14 protein-coding genes are annotated in these 15,732 nt (G+C 39.4%); 2 read left to right on the top strand and 12 right to left on the bottom strand.

Features of this window, described 5'->3' with window-relative positions; all coding sequences use genetic code 11:
- Positions 1 to 7: 7 nt before the first annotated feature.
- Positions 8 to 1,555: a hypothetical protein gene (locus tag ACFSR8_RS03470; RefSeq protein WP_380289388.1), complete on the bottom strand. Its 1,548-nt coding sequence runs from the start codon at positions 1,553 to 1,555 to the stop codon at positions 8 to 10.
- A gap of 149 nt (positions 1,556 to 1,704) precedes the next feature.
- Between ACFSR8_RS03470 and ACFSR8_RS03465 the strand changes: the two genes are divergently transcribed.
- Positions 1,705 to 2,880 carry a 2-isopropylmalate synthase gene (locus ACFSR8_RS03465; RefSeq protein ID WP_380289055.1) on the top strand — a complete coding sequence of 392 codons (1,176 nt, stop codon included), beginning with the start codon at positions 1,705 to 1,707 and terminating at the stop codon, positions 2,878 to 2,880.
- 10 nt (positions 2,881 to 2,890) lie between these two features.
- A complete protein-coding gene (gene leuB / locus ACFSR8_RS03460; RefSeq protein ID WP_380289053.1) occupies positions 2,891 to 4,009 on the top strand; it encodes a 3-isopropylmalate dehydrogenase in 1,119 nt (372 codons plus the stop codon).
- A 101-nt stretch (positions 4,010 to 4,110) separates the two neighbouring features.
- On the opposite strand, the gene argH is transcribed toward leuB, so the two are convergent.
- From argH to ACFSR8_RS03405, 11 genes are all read right to left on the bottom strand, one after another.
- The gene (gene argH / locus ACFSR8_RS03455) at positions 4,111 to 5,385 is read right to left on the bottom strand and encodes an argininosuccinate lyase (RefSeq protein ID WP_380289051.1); all 1,275 of its coding nucleotides are present in this window, start codon (positions 5,383 to 5,385) and stop codon (positions 4,111 to 4,113) included.
- Positions 5,386 to 5,422: 37 nt separating this feature from the next.
- Complete coding sequence (locus ACFSR8_RS03450) at positions 5,423 to 6,487, bottom strand: M20 family metallo-hydrolase (RefSeq protein ID WP_380289049.1); 1,065 nt, start codon at positions 6,485 to 6,487, stop codon at positions 5,423 to 5,425.
- On the bottom strand, positions 6,484 to 7,260 hold the full coding sequence (argB, locus tag ACFSR8_RS03445; RefSeq protein ID WP_380289047.1) for an acetylglutamate kinase: 777 nt from the start codon (positions 7,258 to 7,260) through the stop codon (positions 6,484 to 6,486). Before argB ends, ACFSR8_RS03450 begins: the two co-directional genes overlap by 4 nt.
- Before the next feature lie 85 nt (positions 7,261 to 7,345).
- Positions 7,346 to 8,284: an N-acetylornithine carbamoyltransferase gene (locus ACFSR8_RS03440; RefSeq protein WP_380289045.1), complete on the bottom strand. Its 939-nt coding sequence runs from the start codon at positions 8,282 to 8,284 to the stop codon at positions 7,346 to 7,348.
- A 32-nt stretch (positions 8,285 to 8,316) separates the two neighbouring features.
- Positions 8,317 to 9,078 (bottom strand): glutamate 5-kinase, encoded by a 762-nt coding sequence (gene proB / locus ACFSR8_RS03435; protein ID WP_380289386.1) that lies wholly within the window; start codon positions 9,076 to 9,078, stop codon positions 8,317 to 8,319.
- Positions 9,079 to 9,082: 4 nt separating this feature from the next.
- The gene (locus ACFSR8_RS03430) at positions 9,083 to 10,279 is read right to left on the bottom strand and encodes a glutamate-5-semialdehyde dehydrogenase (RefSeq protein ID WP_380289043.1); all 1,197 of its coding nucleotides are present in this window, start codon (positions 10,277 to 10,279) and stop codon (positions 9,083 to 9,085) included.
- 112 nt (positions 10,280 to 10,391) lie between these two features.
- Entirely contained in the window at positions 10,392 to 11,537 is a 1,146-nt protein-coding gene (locus ACFSR8_RS03425; RefSeq protein WP_380289041.1) for an aspartate aminotransferase family protein, read from the bottom strand.
- Between the two features lie 127 nt (positions 11,538 to 11,664).
- Entirely contained in the window at positions 11,665 to 12,459 is a 795-nt protein-coding gene (proC, locus tag ACFSR8_RS03420; protein WP_380289039.1) for a pyrroline-5-carboxylate reductase, read from the bottom strand.
- Positions 12,460 to 12,625: 166 nt separating this feature from the next.
- Positions 12,626 to 13,603 (bottom strand): N-acetyl-gamma-glutamyl-phosphate reductase, encoded by a 978-nt coding sequence (argC, locus tag ACFSR8_RS03415; protein ID WP_380289037.1) that lies wholly within the window; start codon positions 13,601 to 13,603, stop codon positions 12,626 to 12,628.
- A gap of 3 nt (positions 13,604 to 13,606) precedes the next feature.
- Entirely contained in the window at positions 13,607 to 14,782 is a 1,176-nt protein-coding gene (locus tag ACFSR8_RS03410) for an argininosuccinate synthase (protein ID WP_380289035.1), read from the bottom strand.
- A 94-nt stretch (positions 14,783 to 14,876) separates the two neighbouring features.
- Positions 14,877 to 15,503 (bottom strand): GNAT family N-acetyltransferase, encoded by a 627-nt coding sequence (locus ACFSR8_RS03405; protein WP_380289033.1) that lies wholly within the window; start codon positions 15,501 to 15,503, stop codon positions 14,877 to 14,879.
- Positions 15,504 to 15,732: the final 229 nt, after the last annotated feature.

Raw genomic sequence — 15,732 nt, 5'->3', positions numbered from 1 at the left:
CTATATACTACCTAGCCTGTGTTTCCCGAAACTTATCCCTAATGATATCACCAATAGGGCGATTTTCAATTTTAGATTCCAACCATGAAATAATGTCCAAATACAAAAAAGCCCTGCTTTGATAGGGGTCGTCCTCAAACTCTTTCAATTTATCGCGCAGTTTGATGAATTCCCCTTTAACCTCGTGCGGATATATATCGCCCAATACCCTCAAAAATTTGATGAATTCCTTTTGAACCTCGTAAAGGTCTTCCATCTTTATGAGGAATTTATAGGTGCTTCGTATCAGCACGTCAAGATTGTAATCTAGCCCTGCTTCGTAATGGGCCACTAAATTCAAAATCCTGGAAAAACATAGCAAATCCTCCCGCATTTGAAGGGATTTATTGTTGATGATTTTTTCAAGATAATGAATACATTTTCGATTTTCTCCAGCGCCAAAATACATGCTGGCTATCTTATAATAAAACACCATAATATGATGTTCATCAATCCGATTTTTATAATTTTTCAGTTTCTCTAAAACCTCATCAATCAATGGCAAACCTTCCTGAAAACTGCCTTCGAAAAAATGAAGATTGAATTTGTTGGTGTAGATATATAAAAAGGCCAGCGACTCATTATTATCATCCAATGGAAACCATTTTTCTGTGACCACCTCCTCAAAATCCGATAGGGTAGCTTTAAATTTTTCATACTGCCTTAGATAAAAAAGTGCTTCCAGCAAATAGTGATTTCCCCTTAGGAAAAATACGGGATTGAGCACAATCATATCCTTGTTTTCATAAAACAGATCCACCCATTTTGAGGCGTATTTATAGCACGACAGAAAATCCACTGTTAAGAAACTATACCACAGATATGACTTATACAACCACAGCTTCTCCCTGAAACCCAGCTTGTTGATATCATAGACGGGCAACCTGTCGTTAAAATACTTGGTGATAATTTTATGTTCTTCGTCATTTTTGATGTAACCTGTTTTTAAAAACAAGCCATACAGTTGTAATGACAAATTAGAAAGTTTACTGGCCACCACATTTTGCAAGCTCAATTCTTTGGCCTGAATGGTCAACTCATCTGCCCTATTACTGATACTCCTTGTAATGTACTGTGATTCAATTACTTTCTCTAACTCTACAATTTCGTATGCCACATTTTTCTCTTCGTGAGCAATCGCCAAGTTTTTCGCCTTATCCAATATTTTTAAACTCTGTTTGTAAAGGCCTTTATGGTACAAAATCGTTGCAAAATCAAGCTGTTCTCTGATTTGGATTCTAACATTTTGATGAGAGGGGTTTAGACGTAAACTGATCAATATTTGTTTGTAGAGATGCGCTTTTAGATTAGATAGTTGCTGTTTCTTTACAATGCCTTTTTTTAAAATAGACGCCTCATCATAAAACTTCAACTTATCCAAAATATTGAACAACATCAGAAACTTGGAATCCTCGTTAACCCCCAGTCTGCCTACATAAAGCTTGAATTGTCGCTTTTCAGACTTGGAAAGCGATTTTACCAAAACAAATAAATTATCTTTTTGCTCTTTTAGCATAGTCATAAAATCAGATTTACAAATCTGATTTTCAGTTATTTAACATAATAATATACAAGTTAAACATCGTAAAAAAAGCTATTGCAGTAGTAGTTTTTACGAAACCAAAATATACATTCGTAACACAATAAGAAAATATATTCTAATAAATGTCTGATAATCACGTTCAAATTTTTGACACCACGCTACGCGATGGTGAACAAGTTCCTGGCTGTAAGTTAAATACTGACCAGAAATTGGTTATTGCCGAACAGCTTGACCAACTTGGGGTAGATATTATTGAAGCAGGTTTCCCCGTGTCAAGTCCAGGTGATTTCAAATCCGTTGAGGAAATTTCAAAAATAGTAAAAAATGCAACTGTTTGTGGCTTAACACGATCGGTTGAAAATGATATAAAAGTTGCTGCAGAAGCACTAAAATATGCTAAAACACCAAGGATTCATACAGGTATCGGCACATCAGAATCGCACATAAAATTTAAATTCAAATCTACTCAGGAAGATGTGATTGATCGTGCGGTAAAAGCCGTGAAATATGCGAAGTCCTTTGTGGAAAGCGTAGAGTTTTATGCCGAGGATGCGGGCAGAACCGATAACGAATACCTCGCTCGCGTGTGCGAAGCCGTAATAAAGGCTGGTGCTACAGTGCTCAATATTCCCGATACTACGGGTTATTGCTTACCAAGTGAGTACGGAGCAAAAATCAAGTACCTAAAGGAAAATGTAAAAGGTATTGAAAAGGCCGTTATTTCCTGTCACTGCCACAACGATTTAGGATTGGCAACGGCCAATTCCATCGAAGGTGTGATCAATGGTGCACGCCAAATAGAATGTACCATAAACGGTATTGGGGAGCGTGCCGGAAATACTGCTTTAGAGGAAGTGGTTATGATCTTGAGGCAACATCCTTACTTGAATTTAGACACTAAAATCAACTCCGAGATGCTGTATGGCGTAAGCCAATTGGTTTCCAATAGCATGGGGATTTATACGCAACCGAACAAGGCCATCGTTGGGGCTAATGCGTTTGCTCACAGTTCGGGTATCCATCAGGACGGAGTGATTAAGAATCGGGAAACGTATGAAATTATAGATCCTAAAGATGTCGGCGTAACGGAATCCGCGATTGTACTAACGGCTAGGAGCGGTAGAGCCGCGTTAGCATACAGGGCGAAAAACGTAGGCTATGAATTGACCAAACTGCAATTGGACGAAGTTTATGCCAAGTTTTTGGAATTTGCTGATCAGAAAAAAGAAATTGATGACAGTGACATCCATCAAATAGTAGAATCAACAAGCGTCTATAACGAAATCATTTCATCATAACTATTAAATAATGAAATTGAACATTGCCGTATTACCAGGAGATGGTATTGGCCCTGAAGTAACCGCCGAGGCGGTTAAGGTGCTCAAGGCTATTGGCATGGCCTTTGAGCATACGTTTAATTTTGATTACGGGTTGGTGGGTGCAGCGGCCATTAAAGAGCACAATAACCCGCTTCCTGAGGAAACTATTTCGCTTTGTAAAAAAGCAGATGCCGTGTTGTTCGGGGCAATTGGAGATACGGCCTACGACATTGACCCCGACGCCAAAGTACGTCCTGAACAGGGTCTATTAGGCTTGAGAAAAGCTTTGGGGTTGCATACTAATATCCGCCCGGTAATTGCTTATGACGATTTATTGAACAAATCATCACTCAAAGTCAAGCAGATAAAGGACACAAATATTTTGATTTATCGTGAGTTGACCGGTGGTATTTATTTTGGTGAGCGCAAACTAAGTGAAGACGGCAATACGGCTTCCGATTTATGCGAGTATCACCGTTACGAAATAGAGCGAATTGCCCATGCCGCCTTTAAGGCTGCACAATCCAGAAAGCGAAAACTAACTTTGGTGGACAAAGCCAATGTCTTGGAAAGTTCCAGATTATGGCGTCGTGTGGTTTTGGAACTGGCCAAGCAATATCCCAATGTTACCATGGATTTTATGTTTGTGGATAATGCCGCTGTGGAACTCATTAAAAACCCGAGACAGTTTGACGTAATTCTTACGGAAAACATGTTTGGGGATATCCTATCGGAAGAAGCTAGTGTTATTGTTGGTTCTATCGGTCTTTTGGCTTCGGCCTCGCGTGGCGATAAACACGCAATGTTCGAGCCCATCCATGGGGCGTACCCAAAAGCCACCAATAAAGGTATCGCCAATCCGATTGCCTCTATTTTGTCGGCAGCATTATTACTGGATCATTTTGATTTGTCTGATGAAGCAGCACTTGTTCGCGAAGCGGTGGATAAATCGTTGCAATTACATATCACAACTCCGGATTTGAATACGCGATATAATAATATTACCACCAGTAAGGTCGGTGAATTTATCGAGGATTTTATAAACAATCCAGAAGAAACAAATCTAAACTTTACCAACATTCACTTAGGACAATCCACCATTATTTAATTATTTGAGTTAGTCACCGATGCAATTAAATATGCTAAACTAAAATGAGACGTCCAGAAAACGAGAGCCCAATTCTAGGGCTCTTTTTCTTTAGTTAGAGTTTAAACAGGAAACTTATTTCTGATCTTATCCAAACTCAAATTATGGATACTGCCAATGTGCGTGTGCCTTTTTGAAGTATCAGGTTTGTAAGTTCCGTCCTGAACTTGTCCACCAATTTTTTGATAGGCTTCCCTAAAACTCTGGCCTTCCACCACCAAAGTATTAATATTATCCACCGTGAAGAGATATTTATACTTGTCGTCATTCAAATCTACATCCTTTACTATGGCTTGTTGAATGGAATAATTGAAGATATCCAAAATATCCTTTAACTCTTCAAACGCCGCAATCATATTTTCTTTCAGCAATTGAAAATCCCTGTGATAACCACTAGGCAAATTATTGGTGATCAAAATCATTTCAGTCGGTAGTGCCTGTATCTTATTGCATTTGCCACGTATCAATTCAAAAACATCCGGATTCTTTTTGTGAGGCATAATACTGCTACCTGTTGTCAATTCGTCCGGAAAGGAAATAAAATCAAAATTTTGGCTCATGTACAAGCAAGTATCCATCGCGAATCGCGCCAAAGTATTACCCAAGCTTCCTAAGGCCGTGGCAATAGTGCGTTCGTTTTTACCCCGGCCCATTTGTGCGGCCACTACGTTGTACTTTAAGGTTGAAAACTCCATTTCTTTAGTGGTCAACACTCTGTCAATAGGAAAAGAACTCCCGTAACCCGCGGCTGAGCCCAAAGGATTTTGATCCACTGTTTTTAAGGCGGCGTTTAATAAATACACATCGTCAATCATTAATTCTGCGTAGGCCGAAAACCATAACCCAAAGGAAGAGGGCATGGCTACCTGCAAATGTGTATAGCCGGGCAATAGTTTGTCCTTGTGGGTTTCGGCTAAATCCAATAGCGTATCAAAAAGTATTTTCGTCTTGGATAAAATCAATTGCAAATTCTCTTTATAATACAGTTGACAAGCCACTAAAACCTGATCGTTTCTGGAACGCGCCGTGTGAATTTTTTTTCCAACATCACCGAGCGATTTGGTGAGTTCAAACTCTATTTTGGAATGGACATCTTCAAATTGGGCATCAATTTCGAAAGTGCCGGCTTCAATTTGCTGGGCCAAAACATCCAGCCCGCCTAATAATTGTTTCAATTCCCCGGAAGACAAAATCCCGATACTTTCCAACATTTTGGCGTGTGCTCTTGACGCAATTACATCGTATTTTGCGATATGGATATCAATTTCACGGTCGTTCCCTACGGTGAATTGCTCTATTTTTTTATCTATGGATATACCTTTGTCCCAGAGTTTCATTTTAAAAAAATGTTTATTTGTTGATGCGTTTATTTGTTTAAACGATTACTCGATTTAATAAATCAACGTATATTTTAATTCCTTCTTCAATTTCATGTAAATGAATAAATTCATCCGCCGAATGCGAGCGCGTACTATCCCCTGGCCCCAACTTTAGTGAGGGACAGGACAATACAGCTTGGTCAGATAATGTTGGCGAGCCATAAGTTGTTCTACCCATGGCAATACCAGCCTGCACCAATGGATGCTCCATTGGGATTGAAGATGAATTTAATCGCAAACTTCGTGGCGTAATACTGGTTACGGGGGCTTCTTTTAGCAAAATTTCTGCTATTTCTTCATTAGAATACGAATCGTTTACTCGAACGTCAATCACCAAGCTTAAATCCGCCGGAACGGCATTATGTTGTTTCCCTGCACTGATTTGGCTTACCGTTAATTTTACATCACCAAGCGCATCAGACCCTTTTTTAAACTTAAAATCCTTGAACCATTGCAAGGTTTCAATAGATTTATAAATCACATTGTCGTCATTAGGATGAGCCGCGTGACTTGGCGTTCCGGTTAACACCGCATCAAAAACCACCAACCCCTTTTCGGCAACGGCCAAATTCATAAGCGTTGGTTCCCCAACAATAGCAACATCAATTTTGGGAATAATCGGCAACATACTGTTCAACCCATTTGGCCCACTGCTTTCCTCTTCCGCGGAAGCCACAATCACTAAATTGTATTTTAAATTGTCCTGATTGTAATAATAAGTGAAAGTTGCTATTAAGGACACCAAACATCCTCCGGCATCGTTGCTTCCCAAGCCGTACAATTTGCCGTCCTCCACAATGGCTTTAAATGGGTCTTTGGTGTAAGCCGAATTGGGTTTCACCGTATCGTGATGGGAGTTCAACAACAATGTTGGCTTCCCTTCTTCGAAATTCTTATTGACCGCCCAAACATTATTTCCGTTGCGTTTGTACGCGATTTTATAACGCTTAAACCAATCTTCGATATGCGAAGCCGTCACCTCCTCTTCCGAAGAAAAGGATTGAGTTTCGATAAGCTGTTTTAAAAGCTCAATAGCCCCTTTTGTAAGCTGCTCAATCATAAATACAAGGTAGTAAACTTTTGCTCTTTATTACTTATCACCGTTGGGTTTCCTATAAACACCCTAGACACACCTGATTCGATGGCGTGAAAGCTATTATCTAATTTGGGAAGCATCCCGTCATAAAATGTGCCTTGATGTTTTAACATCTCATAGGTGCCGTAATCCATATATTCAATAACCGAATTTTCATCTTCAACAGACTTTAGTACACCATTTTTTTCGAAACAATAATACAACTCAACGTGATACAATTTTGAAAGCCCAATGGCCAATTCAGAGGCTATCGTATCCGCATTCGTGTTCAGCAATTGCCCATTTCCGTCATGGGTAATGGCACAAAATACGGGCGTAAAATCAGCTTCAATTAATTTATTAATTGACTTATGCGCCACAATTTTAACGTCTCCCACATAACCAAAATCAATGTCTTTCACGGGTCGTTTTTCAGAATAAATACTGTTAATATCTGCACCCGTTAATCCAATCGCATCAACATTCAATCCTTGGAGTTTAGCAACAATATTTTTATTCACCAAACCACCATAAACCATAGTAATGACTTCCAAAGTATCGGCATCAGTAATTCTGCGGCCTTTGACCATTTTGGACTCAATTCCCAGTTTTGAAGCAATATGGGTAGCCCTTTTGCCACCACCGTGTACCAGAATTTTTTTGCCTTCTAACTTAGAAAAAAGCTCTAAAAATGTATTTAAAGCCTTGGCATCTTCAATAACGTTGCCTCCTATTTTTACTATGGATAGTTTTTCCATTTCCTCTTGTTTGTTATGCTGAATTTATTTCAGCATCCATAAAATTGTCTAAGATTCTGAATCAAGTTCAGAATGACAGGATTTTTTATAAGTTTTCCAATAGTTTTTTAAGCACCAATTGCGCCGCATAAGTCCGGTTATTGGCCTGCTGTATTACTAACGAACTTTCAGAATCCAATACGGCATCTTCAACTACGACGTTTCGTCTTACTGGCAAACAGTGCAAAAATTTAGCTTTGCCAATTTTATCTTTTGTAATCATCCAATCGGAGTCTTTGCTAATGACCTTCCCGTAGCTTTCATACGAACTCCAATTTTTAGTATACACAAAATCAGCATCCTTAAACGCCTCCTTTTGATGATGGAAAATGGGTGTATCCCCAGTGATTTCGGGATTTAGGTCGTAGCCTTCCGGATTGGCAATCACAAATTCAACATCCATCTTTTGCATTGCTTGAACGAAACTATTTGCCACTGCATGAGGCAATGCTTTAGTGTGGGGTGCCCAACTGAGTACTACTTTTGGTTTTGAAACCTGAGCATGTTCCGAAATAGTCAAGGCATCCGTAAGGCCCTGCAATGGGTGGCCCGTTGCACTTTCCATATTGACAATGGGAACAGAGGCATATTTTACAAACGATTTTAACACCTGCTCACTTTCATCCTTTGCTTTGTCCGTTAAGGTTGGAAACGCCCTTACCGCAATAATATCGCAGTATTGAGATACCACGGCTGCCGCTTCCTTAATATGTTCCGCAGTGGTACCGTTCATCACCGTACCATCCCCAAACTCAATGCCCCAAGCATCACCGGATACATTCATTACAATAGGGTTCATCCCCAAATTCAATGCTGCTTTTTGCGTGCTCAATCGGGTACGCAAACTGGAATTAAAGAATAACAAGCCTATAGTTTTGTTTCGCCCTAATTCGACATGCTTTAGTGGATTCGCCTTTAAAACCTTGGCTTCCTCAATCCAATTGGGCATATCGTCTATATCGTGAATGGATGTGTAATGTTTCATTCTATTTCTCTTTTTTTTCAATACCTCTTCCTTTATTTAATTCTTGTAAACGGTGCCATGTTTTCCATTGCATTCACAATGAAATTATCCTCCAGTCCGTTTACAATCCAAGTTTCAATATTCGCCTGTTTGGTTACCGAAGCCGCTTCAATTTTTGACGCCATACCACCACTACCGTGTGAAGATTTGGAACTCACCACCTGTTGACGAAGTTCATCAAAATGTGCAACTTCCTCAATGGTTTTCGGCGAACCGTTCTCCATCGAAGACTTCGTATAAATGCCATTGGTATTTGTCGCTATGATAAATAAATCCACATCTAAAAGTGATGCTGTTAAGGCACCTAATTTATCGTTATCGCCAAATTTGATTTCATCTGTCGCCACCGTATCATTTTCGTTGATGATGGGGATATAATTATTGTTCACCAACACATTAATAGTGTTCATAATATTGGTTCGGCTTTCCTTTTTTTCAAAGTCCGAATATGAAAGCAAACACTGCGAACTCAACAAACCGTATTCCCTAAAAATTTCCTGATAAATGCGAATTAAATGAGGTTGCCCGATGGATGCTAATGCCTGTTTTACAAAAATTTCCTTTCGCTTGCTTTCCAATTTCACAAACTGCTTGGCCACCGCAATTGCGCCCGAACTCACGATAATAAATTCACAGGAATCCTTTAATTGAGCAATCTGACTAGCAATATCCTCAATCTTTCCTCTTGAAATATTATCGGTTTCCTTGGTAAGCGTGTTAGAGCCTACTTTTAGCAATATGCGTTTCTTTTTCAGCATTCTATCGTATTTGACCGTTACCATGAACGTACCATTTGTTGGTGACCAAATGTTGTAATCCTATTGGCCCTCTTTGGTGCAATTTATCCGTACTGATAGCCAATTCACCGCCCAGGCCTAACTGCCCACCATCAGTAAATCTTGTCGATGCATTGTGATACACTGCCGCTGTATCCACATTGGCCATAAAAGTTTGGGCTTCGGTTTCATTAGTGGTGATGATTGACGATGAATGCCCTCCGGAATAGGTGTTGATTTTTTCGATGGCGTCCTCGTTAGAACCAATTTCACCAATCACGATTTTGTAATCCAAAAACTCCTCATACCAAATATCATTCGATTCATATTTTGAGATCCCATCTATTTGTGAAGTCGCTTCATCACCTAAAATCTCAACATTGTATGACTTTAATTTTGAAATCAATGTTTCAACAAACTCATCTTTATTCGGAAGATTGGCATCAATCAAGACTTTGTCCACAGCATTACAGGCAGAAATTTTTGCTGTTTTTCCATTAACGATCACATCCGTCGCAATGTCTAAATCGGCATCTTTATGCACATACACGAAGTTATTGCCCCGGCCACTAATAATCACTGGACAGGTCGCATGCTGTTTAACAAAAGCAATCAAACGCTCACCACCGCGTGGCACAATTAAATCTACACGTTGTGTTGGCTTTTCCAGAAAAGCTTGGGTTTCTGTTCTGTTGAATTGCAGATATTCCACCCAATCCTTAGAAGCACCCTGTTCTTTTAAGGCTTGGTGCCACAATTCCACAATTTTCAAGTTGGAGCGCAACGACTCCTTACCTCCTTTAAGTAAAATTTTATTGCCAGATTTAAAAGCAATTCCCGCGGCTTCAACAGTAACATCTGGTCTAGATTCGTAAATAATCAATACGGTTCCAAACGATGCGGTTTTATTATATACCTGCATCCCGTTTTCGTGTTTGAAACTGAAACGCTCCACACCCACAGGGTCATCCTGAGATGCCAAATGGGTCACTGCTTTTTTCATTTCATCTACTTTGGAATCGTCCACTTTTAGGCGGTCAAACATGGAAATATCATCGCCGTCATAACTATCCAAATCTGTTTTGTTGATGTCAATTATGTTTTCTCTTTCCTGCTCCAAAAGTTCGGCCATTCTTAATAAAACGGCGTTTCTGGTTTTTATATTTAATAATGTATTCATTTTATAATTCTCTTAAATGATGAGATTTCTCCTATCGTCGAAATGACAAACTCTATTTAATTATACGTTGTCATGTCGAAATGAGGTACGATTGAGACATCTCAAAACCTATTTACACGTTCACTTTCGTTGCCTTTAAAGCCACTTCCAGTGCTACAAAAAACTGATCAATATGTACTTTTTTAATATTCAACGGTGGTAAAATTCGCAATAACTTTTTATTCGAAGCCCCTCCAGTAAAAATCTTGTGGTTATAGATTAATTCCTTTCTTAATTCACCCACTTCAAAATCAAATTCCAACCCCAACATCAAACCTTTTCCTTTGGTTTTCTTTATCTGCGGAATAGCTTTCGCCTTTTCAACAAAGTAATCCCCCATGTCATTCACATTGTCCAGCAAGTTTTCAGATTCAATCGTGTTTAATACGGATAACCCTGCGGCACATGCCAAATGATTGCCACCAAAGGTGGTTCCCAACATTCCATATTTGGCTTCAATATCTGGGTGAATCAAGATACCTCCAATTGGGAAACCGTTACCCATGCCTTTGGCTAAAGAAACAATATCTGGAGTAACATTGTAATGCTGAAATGCAAAGAACTTTCCAGACCTAGCGTAACCACATTGAATTTCATCAGCAACAAACATGGTGTTGTTTGCCTTGCACAACGCATCCACTTGCTCAAAGAACGCTGCCGTTCCTTGGTCTAGCCCACCGATACCTTGAATAAACTCAACAATAACCGCACACACATCCCCTTTTTCAAGCTCTCGTTTTACACCTTCAACGTCATTCAGTTCTAAAATCGTAACCTCTTGCTGTGCATTTATTGGTGCGATAATATTCTTATTGTCCGTTGCCGCTACGGCCGCCGAAGTTCTTCCATGGAACCCTTTGGTAAAAGCAACTACTCGTTTTTTACCTGTTTTAAAGGAAGCTAGTTTTAAAGCATTTTCATTGGCCTCCGCTCCCGAATTCACTAAAAATAATTGATAACCTTCACAACCGGAAAGTGTTTCCAATTTGCTGGCCAGTTCCCTTTGTAATGGATTTTGAATGGCATTGGAATAAAATCCTAAGGTCTGCACCTGGCTTGTAACAGCCTTTACATAATTTGGGTGTGCATGCCCAATTGAGATTACGGCATGTCCGCCATAAAGGTCCAAATACTCAGTACCCTGGTCATCATAAACATGAATGCCCTTTCCCGAAACCGGGGTAACATTGTATAATGGATATACGTCAAATAATGGCATATTTTAGTTTTTAGTTTTTAGACTTTAGTCGTTAGTTTGAACGAATACAGTTTACTCAACACTACATACTGAAAACTCGATGCTGTAATGTACTGCAAACTGAACACTGCAAACTGCCTACTAAACATTAACTTTTTTTAATTTGATTAATTTTTTCAAATGAAGCATTGATCCCTTTGATTAAGGATGAACTTAATCCTTGGTGCTCCATTTCATTCAACCCTTCAATAGTGCATCCACTTGGTGTGGTCACTCGATCGATTTCTGCCTCTGGGTGTCTGCCGGATTCTTTCAATAAGCTTGCCGCCCCGTAACAGGTCTGCAAGGCTAGCTCATGAGCTTCTTCTGCTTCAAAACCCAATTGAATAGCACCTTGGGTGGTAGCCCGCACCAAGCGCATCCAAAAGGCAATACCACTGGCACAAATTACAGTAGCCGCCTGAATTTGTTCCTCGGGAATCACCATGGTAGTTCCCAACTGATTGAAAATATCCTTGGCCATTCCCAATTTATGTTCTCCGCTATCATTAGCTGAAAGGCAGGTCATGGATTTGCCAATGGAAATCGCTGTGTTTGGCATCACACGTATGATTTGTTTATCGCTTCCTACAATGCTCTCAATTCTAGAAATCTCAAACCCTGCAGCTACTGACATCACCACGTGATTATCAGTTATCAAAGGCTCAACTTCCTTTAAAACACCTTCAATATGGCGCGGTTGCAACGCAAAAATTACTACATCGCTATTCTCCACTGCCGTGGCATTGCTATTCGTGATTTTCACGTAGGGCTCATCCACAAATTGATTCACCGCCGAGGTGTTTTTATCACTTAAATACAACGCCGAAAACGACTTGTTTTTTATCAGCCCCTTTGCAATGGAACTCCCTAAATTTCCAGTACCTATAATTGCTATTTTCATAATCCAAAAAAGCCTCCCCCGACCCCTCCTAAGGAGGGGAGTACTTACTCATATTTTAAAATTATTATTTCATTTTTAGCTTATCTACTATTATCTTTTTTGTCGTTACTCAAAAGTAAAACTCCGCAAGAGTGTAATTCCTCCCCTTCGGGGAGGTTAGGTAGGGCTAGAAATAAGTTGCCTTTAACCCCAACCCTATGGTTTCTTCCAAACCAAACATCAAGTTCATATTTTGAATGGCTTGACCAGAAGCACCTTTTAATAAATTATCAATAATACTCGTCACTAGTAATCTACCATTGTGTTTATGCAGGTGAATCAAGCATTTATTCGTGTTAACCACTTGCTTTAAATGCAATTGATTCTCAGAAACAAAAGTAAATTTTGCATCCTTGTAATACTCACTGTATATTCTTATGGCATCTTCTACAGAACCGCTAAAGTCAGTATAAATGGTCGCAAAAATTCCTCTTGAAAAATTCCCTCTATTTGGCATAAACAATATATCCGAAGAAAAATCATTCTGTAATTGGGTTACAGATTGGTTTATCTCCCCTAAATGCTGATGTGTAAATGGCTTATAATACGAAAAGTTATTATCTCTCCATGTAAAATGTGTGGTAGCTGACAGTGATGTCCCTGCTCCCGTAGCTCCAGTTACGGCATTGATATGCACGTCGGTATTCAACAATCCTTTATCTGCCAATGGCAACAAACCTAATTGAATAGCCGTTGCAAAACATCCTGGGTTTGCAATATAATTTGCACTTTCAATAGAGGACTTGTTCAATTCTGGCAACCCGTAAACAAAGGTTTTTGCATCGAAAACCTTATCGGCTTCTAATCTAAAATCGTTGCCTAAATCGATGATTTTGGTGTTTTCAGAAAATGAATTTGCCTTTAAGAACTTCACCGAATTCCCATGGCCCAAACACAAAAACAATACGTCCACATTCGGATTAAGGGTGTCTGTAAATTTTAAATCCAGATTGCCCACCAAATCCTGATGTACTTTAGAAATTTGATTTCCTGCATTAGACGTACTATACACAAAATCAATCTCCGTTTCGGGGTGATGAATCAATAATCTGATTAATTCACCAGCTGTATAACCCGCACCTCCAATGATTCCTACTTTAATCATGACTTAAGAGTTTACTTGTTGATAAATCTTATTTTGATTACCAATGATTTTGATAAATCCTTTGGCATCATCAGCCGTCCAAGCTCTATTTTCCTCGCCGTAGCTTCCAAACTTCGCGCTCATTAGATCGTGTATGGATACAATACCATCCAATGCAAAATGGTACGGCTTCAAAGTAACGATAACATCACCTGACACCTTTTCCTGACTGCTTTCCAAAAAGGCCTCAATATTTCGCATCACTGGATCCAAATACTGTCCTTCGTGCAAATGCATCCCATAAAAACTTGACAGATACTCCTTGTGCTGCAATTGCCACTTGGTCAAGGTGTGTTTTTCCAAAAGGTGGTGCGCCTTAACGGTAATCAAAGCAGCAGCGGCTTCAAAACCAACTCTTCCTTTGATACCAACAATGGTATCGCCAACATGAATATCCCGACCGATGGCATAGGCCGAAGCAATATCATTTAACTTTTCAATATTCACTTCCGGGGCATTCGTTTCACCATTAAATGCGACAAATTCACCTTTATCAAAAGTCAAAGTCACCTTTTCCTCACCTGCTTTTTCCAACTGGGATGGATAGGCTTCCCCCGGCAAAGCTTTTTCCGAAGTTAAGGTTTCAGCACCACCAACACTGGTACCCCAAAGTCCTTTATTGATGGAGTATTTTGCCTTTTCCCAAGACATGTCAATACCATTGGCCTTTAAATAATCAATCTCTTCCTGTCTTGTCAATTTTTGATCCCGAATTGGGGTGATAATTTTTATCCCTGGCGCCAAAGTTTGAAAAATCATATCGAAACGCACTTGGTCGTTTCCTGCACCCGTACTACCGTGGGCGATGTATTCCGCGTCGATACTTTTGGCATATTCAATAATCTCAATCGCCTGAATAATTCGTTCTGCACTTACAGATAATGGATATGTATTGTTCTTTAATACATTCCCAAAAATCAAATACTTCACCACCTTTTGGTAAAATGTGGGTACGGCATCGATATTTTTATAGGTACTCACGCCCATTTTATAGGCGTTGCTTTCAATATGTTGAATTTCTTCGGCAGTAAACCCACCCGTGTTAACGCTTACCGCATGTACGTCATATTCCTTTGATAAACTTACTGCGCAATATGAGGTATCCAATCCGCCACTGTAGGCTATAACCAACTTTTTCATGTGTTCGTTTTTATATTATTTAATGGTCACATGTAACCTTTGATTTCGAAAATAATTTTAGTCTTATTGAAAAATTATTTTCGAAATGTCGGTTTCATTTGTCTTTGTTTTTATCTTTTCTTAAGAATAAAGCTTCCTTTATTCGTTTTAATCTTTTAAATGTTTTCGCTTTTACTTGGGTTTTTTCTTCCTTTTCCACTTTTTTAGGATCGTAAAGCATCCCTGTACACAAACACATTTTTCTATTGGTTCTTGACAGCACATCGTAATTTTTGCAGGTTTGACACCCATCCCAAAAGGTTTGGTCATCCGTCAATTCTGAAAAGGTGACGGGTTTATACCCCAAATCACTATTCATTTTCATTACGGCCAAGCCTGTGGTAATACTAAATACTTTGGCATCAGGGAACTTGTCTCTGGAATGCGCAAAAACTTTTAGTTTTATCTTTTTGGCTAAACCTTGGCCTCTGTAATTTGGATGCACGATCAACCCCGAATTGGCCACAAATTTACCATGACCCCATTTCTCGATGTAGCAAAATCCAGCAAATTTGTCACCGTCCAATGCAATTACTGCGTTGCCGTTTTCAATCTTTTTAGAAATATATTCTGGGGTTCTTCTAGCGATACCAGTACCCCTAACGGAAGCAGACTCTGCAATGGTCTCGCAAATTTCGGCGGCGTATTTTATATGTGATGTGTCGGCTATAACAACCTTCATATTTGTCGTCTTTGTGTTTCTGTTAAAGTGTTTTCTGTGGAATACTGAACCGGACGCACCTGGGTTCAAAAATAAATAATATACCCTTACGGGCGACGGGGAAAACGACGACGCATCATAAGCTCTTGGTTAATTGTTGAATTAACTTTGATTTGATTTACTATGATTTGGATTTTTGACACTGTACTGAAAAATTAAAAATGACGTTTTAGGTTTACTTCGTTTTAGG

The sequence above is a fragment of the Hyunsoonleella rubra genome (assembly GCF_042684665.1).
Lineage (GTDB): Bacteria > Bacteroidota > Bacteroidia > Flavobacteriales > Flavobacteriaceae > Jejuia > Jejuia rubra.
The sequence above is the reverse complement of the archived record's forward strand: the minus strand, read 5'-3'. Positions and strand labels throughout refer to the sequence as shown.

Excerpts from the sequence above, each read along its gene's own strand:
- argB (WP_380289047.1), bottom strand. The coding sequence starts at position 7,260 with ATGGAAAAACTATCCATAGTAAAAATAGGAGGCAACGTTATTGAAGAT.
- argH (WP_380289051.1), bottom strand. The coding sequence starts at position 5,385 with ATGAAACTCTGGGACAAAGGTATATCCATAGATAAAAAAATAGAGCAA.
- ACFSR8_RS03425 (WP_380289041.1), bottom strand. The coding sequence starts at position 11,537 with ATGCCATTATTTGACGTATATCCATTATACAATGTTACCCCGGTTTCG.
- ACFSR8_RS03470 (WP_380289388.1), bottom strand. The coding sequence starts at position 1,555 with ATGCTAAAAGAGCAAAAAGATAATTTATTTGTTTTGGTAAAATCGCTT.
- leuB (WP_380289053.1), top strand. The coding sequence starts at position 2,891 with ATGAAATTGAACATTGCCGTATTACCAGGAGATGGTATTGGCCCTGAA.
- ACFSR8_RS03405 (WP_380289033.1), bottom strand. The coding sequence starts at position 15,503 with ATGAAGGTTGTTATAGCCGACACATCACATATAAAATACGCCGCCGAA.
- ACFSR8_RS03430 (WP_380289043.1), bottom strand. The coding sequence starts at position 10,279 with ATGAATACATTATTAAATATAAAAACCAGAAACGCCGTTTTATTAAGA.
- ACFSR8_RS03410 (WP_380289035.1), bottom strand. The coding sequence starts at position 14,782 with ATGAAAAAGTTGGTTATAGCCTACAGTGGCGGATTGGATACCTCATAT.
- ACFSR8_RS03465 (WP_380289055.1), top strand. The coding sequence starts at position 1,705 with ATGTCTGATAATCACGTTCAAATTTTTGACACCACGCTACGCGATGGT.
- argC (WP_380289037.1), bottom strand. The coding sequence starts at position 13,603 with ATGATTAAAGTAGGAATCATTGGAGGTGCGGGTTATACAGCTGGTGAA.
- ACFSR8_RS03450 (WP_380289049.1), bottom strand. The coding sequence starts at position 6,487 with ATGATTGAGCAGCTTACAAAAGGGGCTATTGAGCTTTTAAAACAGCTT.
- ACFSR8_RS03440 (WP_380289045.1), bottom strand. The coding sequence starts at position 8,284 with ATGAAACATTACACATCCATTCACGATATAGACGATATGCCCAATTGG.
- proC (WP_380289039.1), bottom strand. The coding sequence starts at position 12,459 with ATGAAAATAGCAATTATAGGTACTGGAAATTTAGGGAGTTCCATTGCA.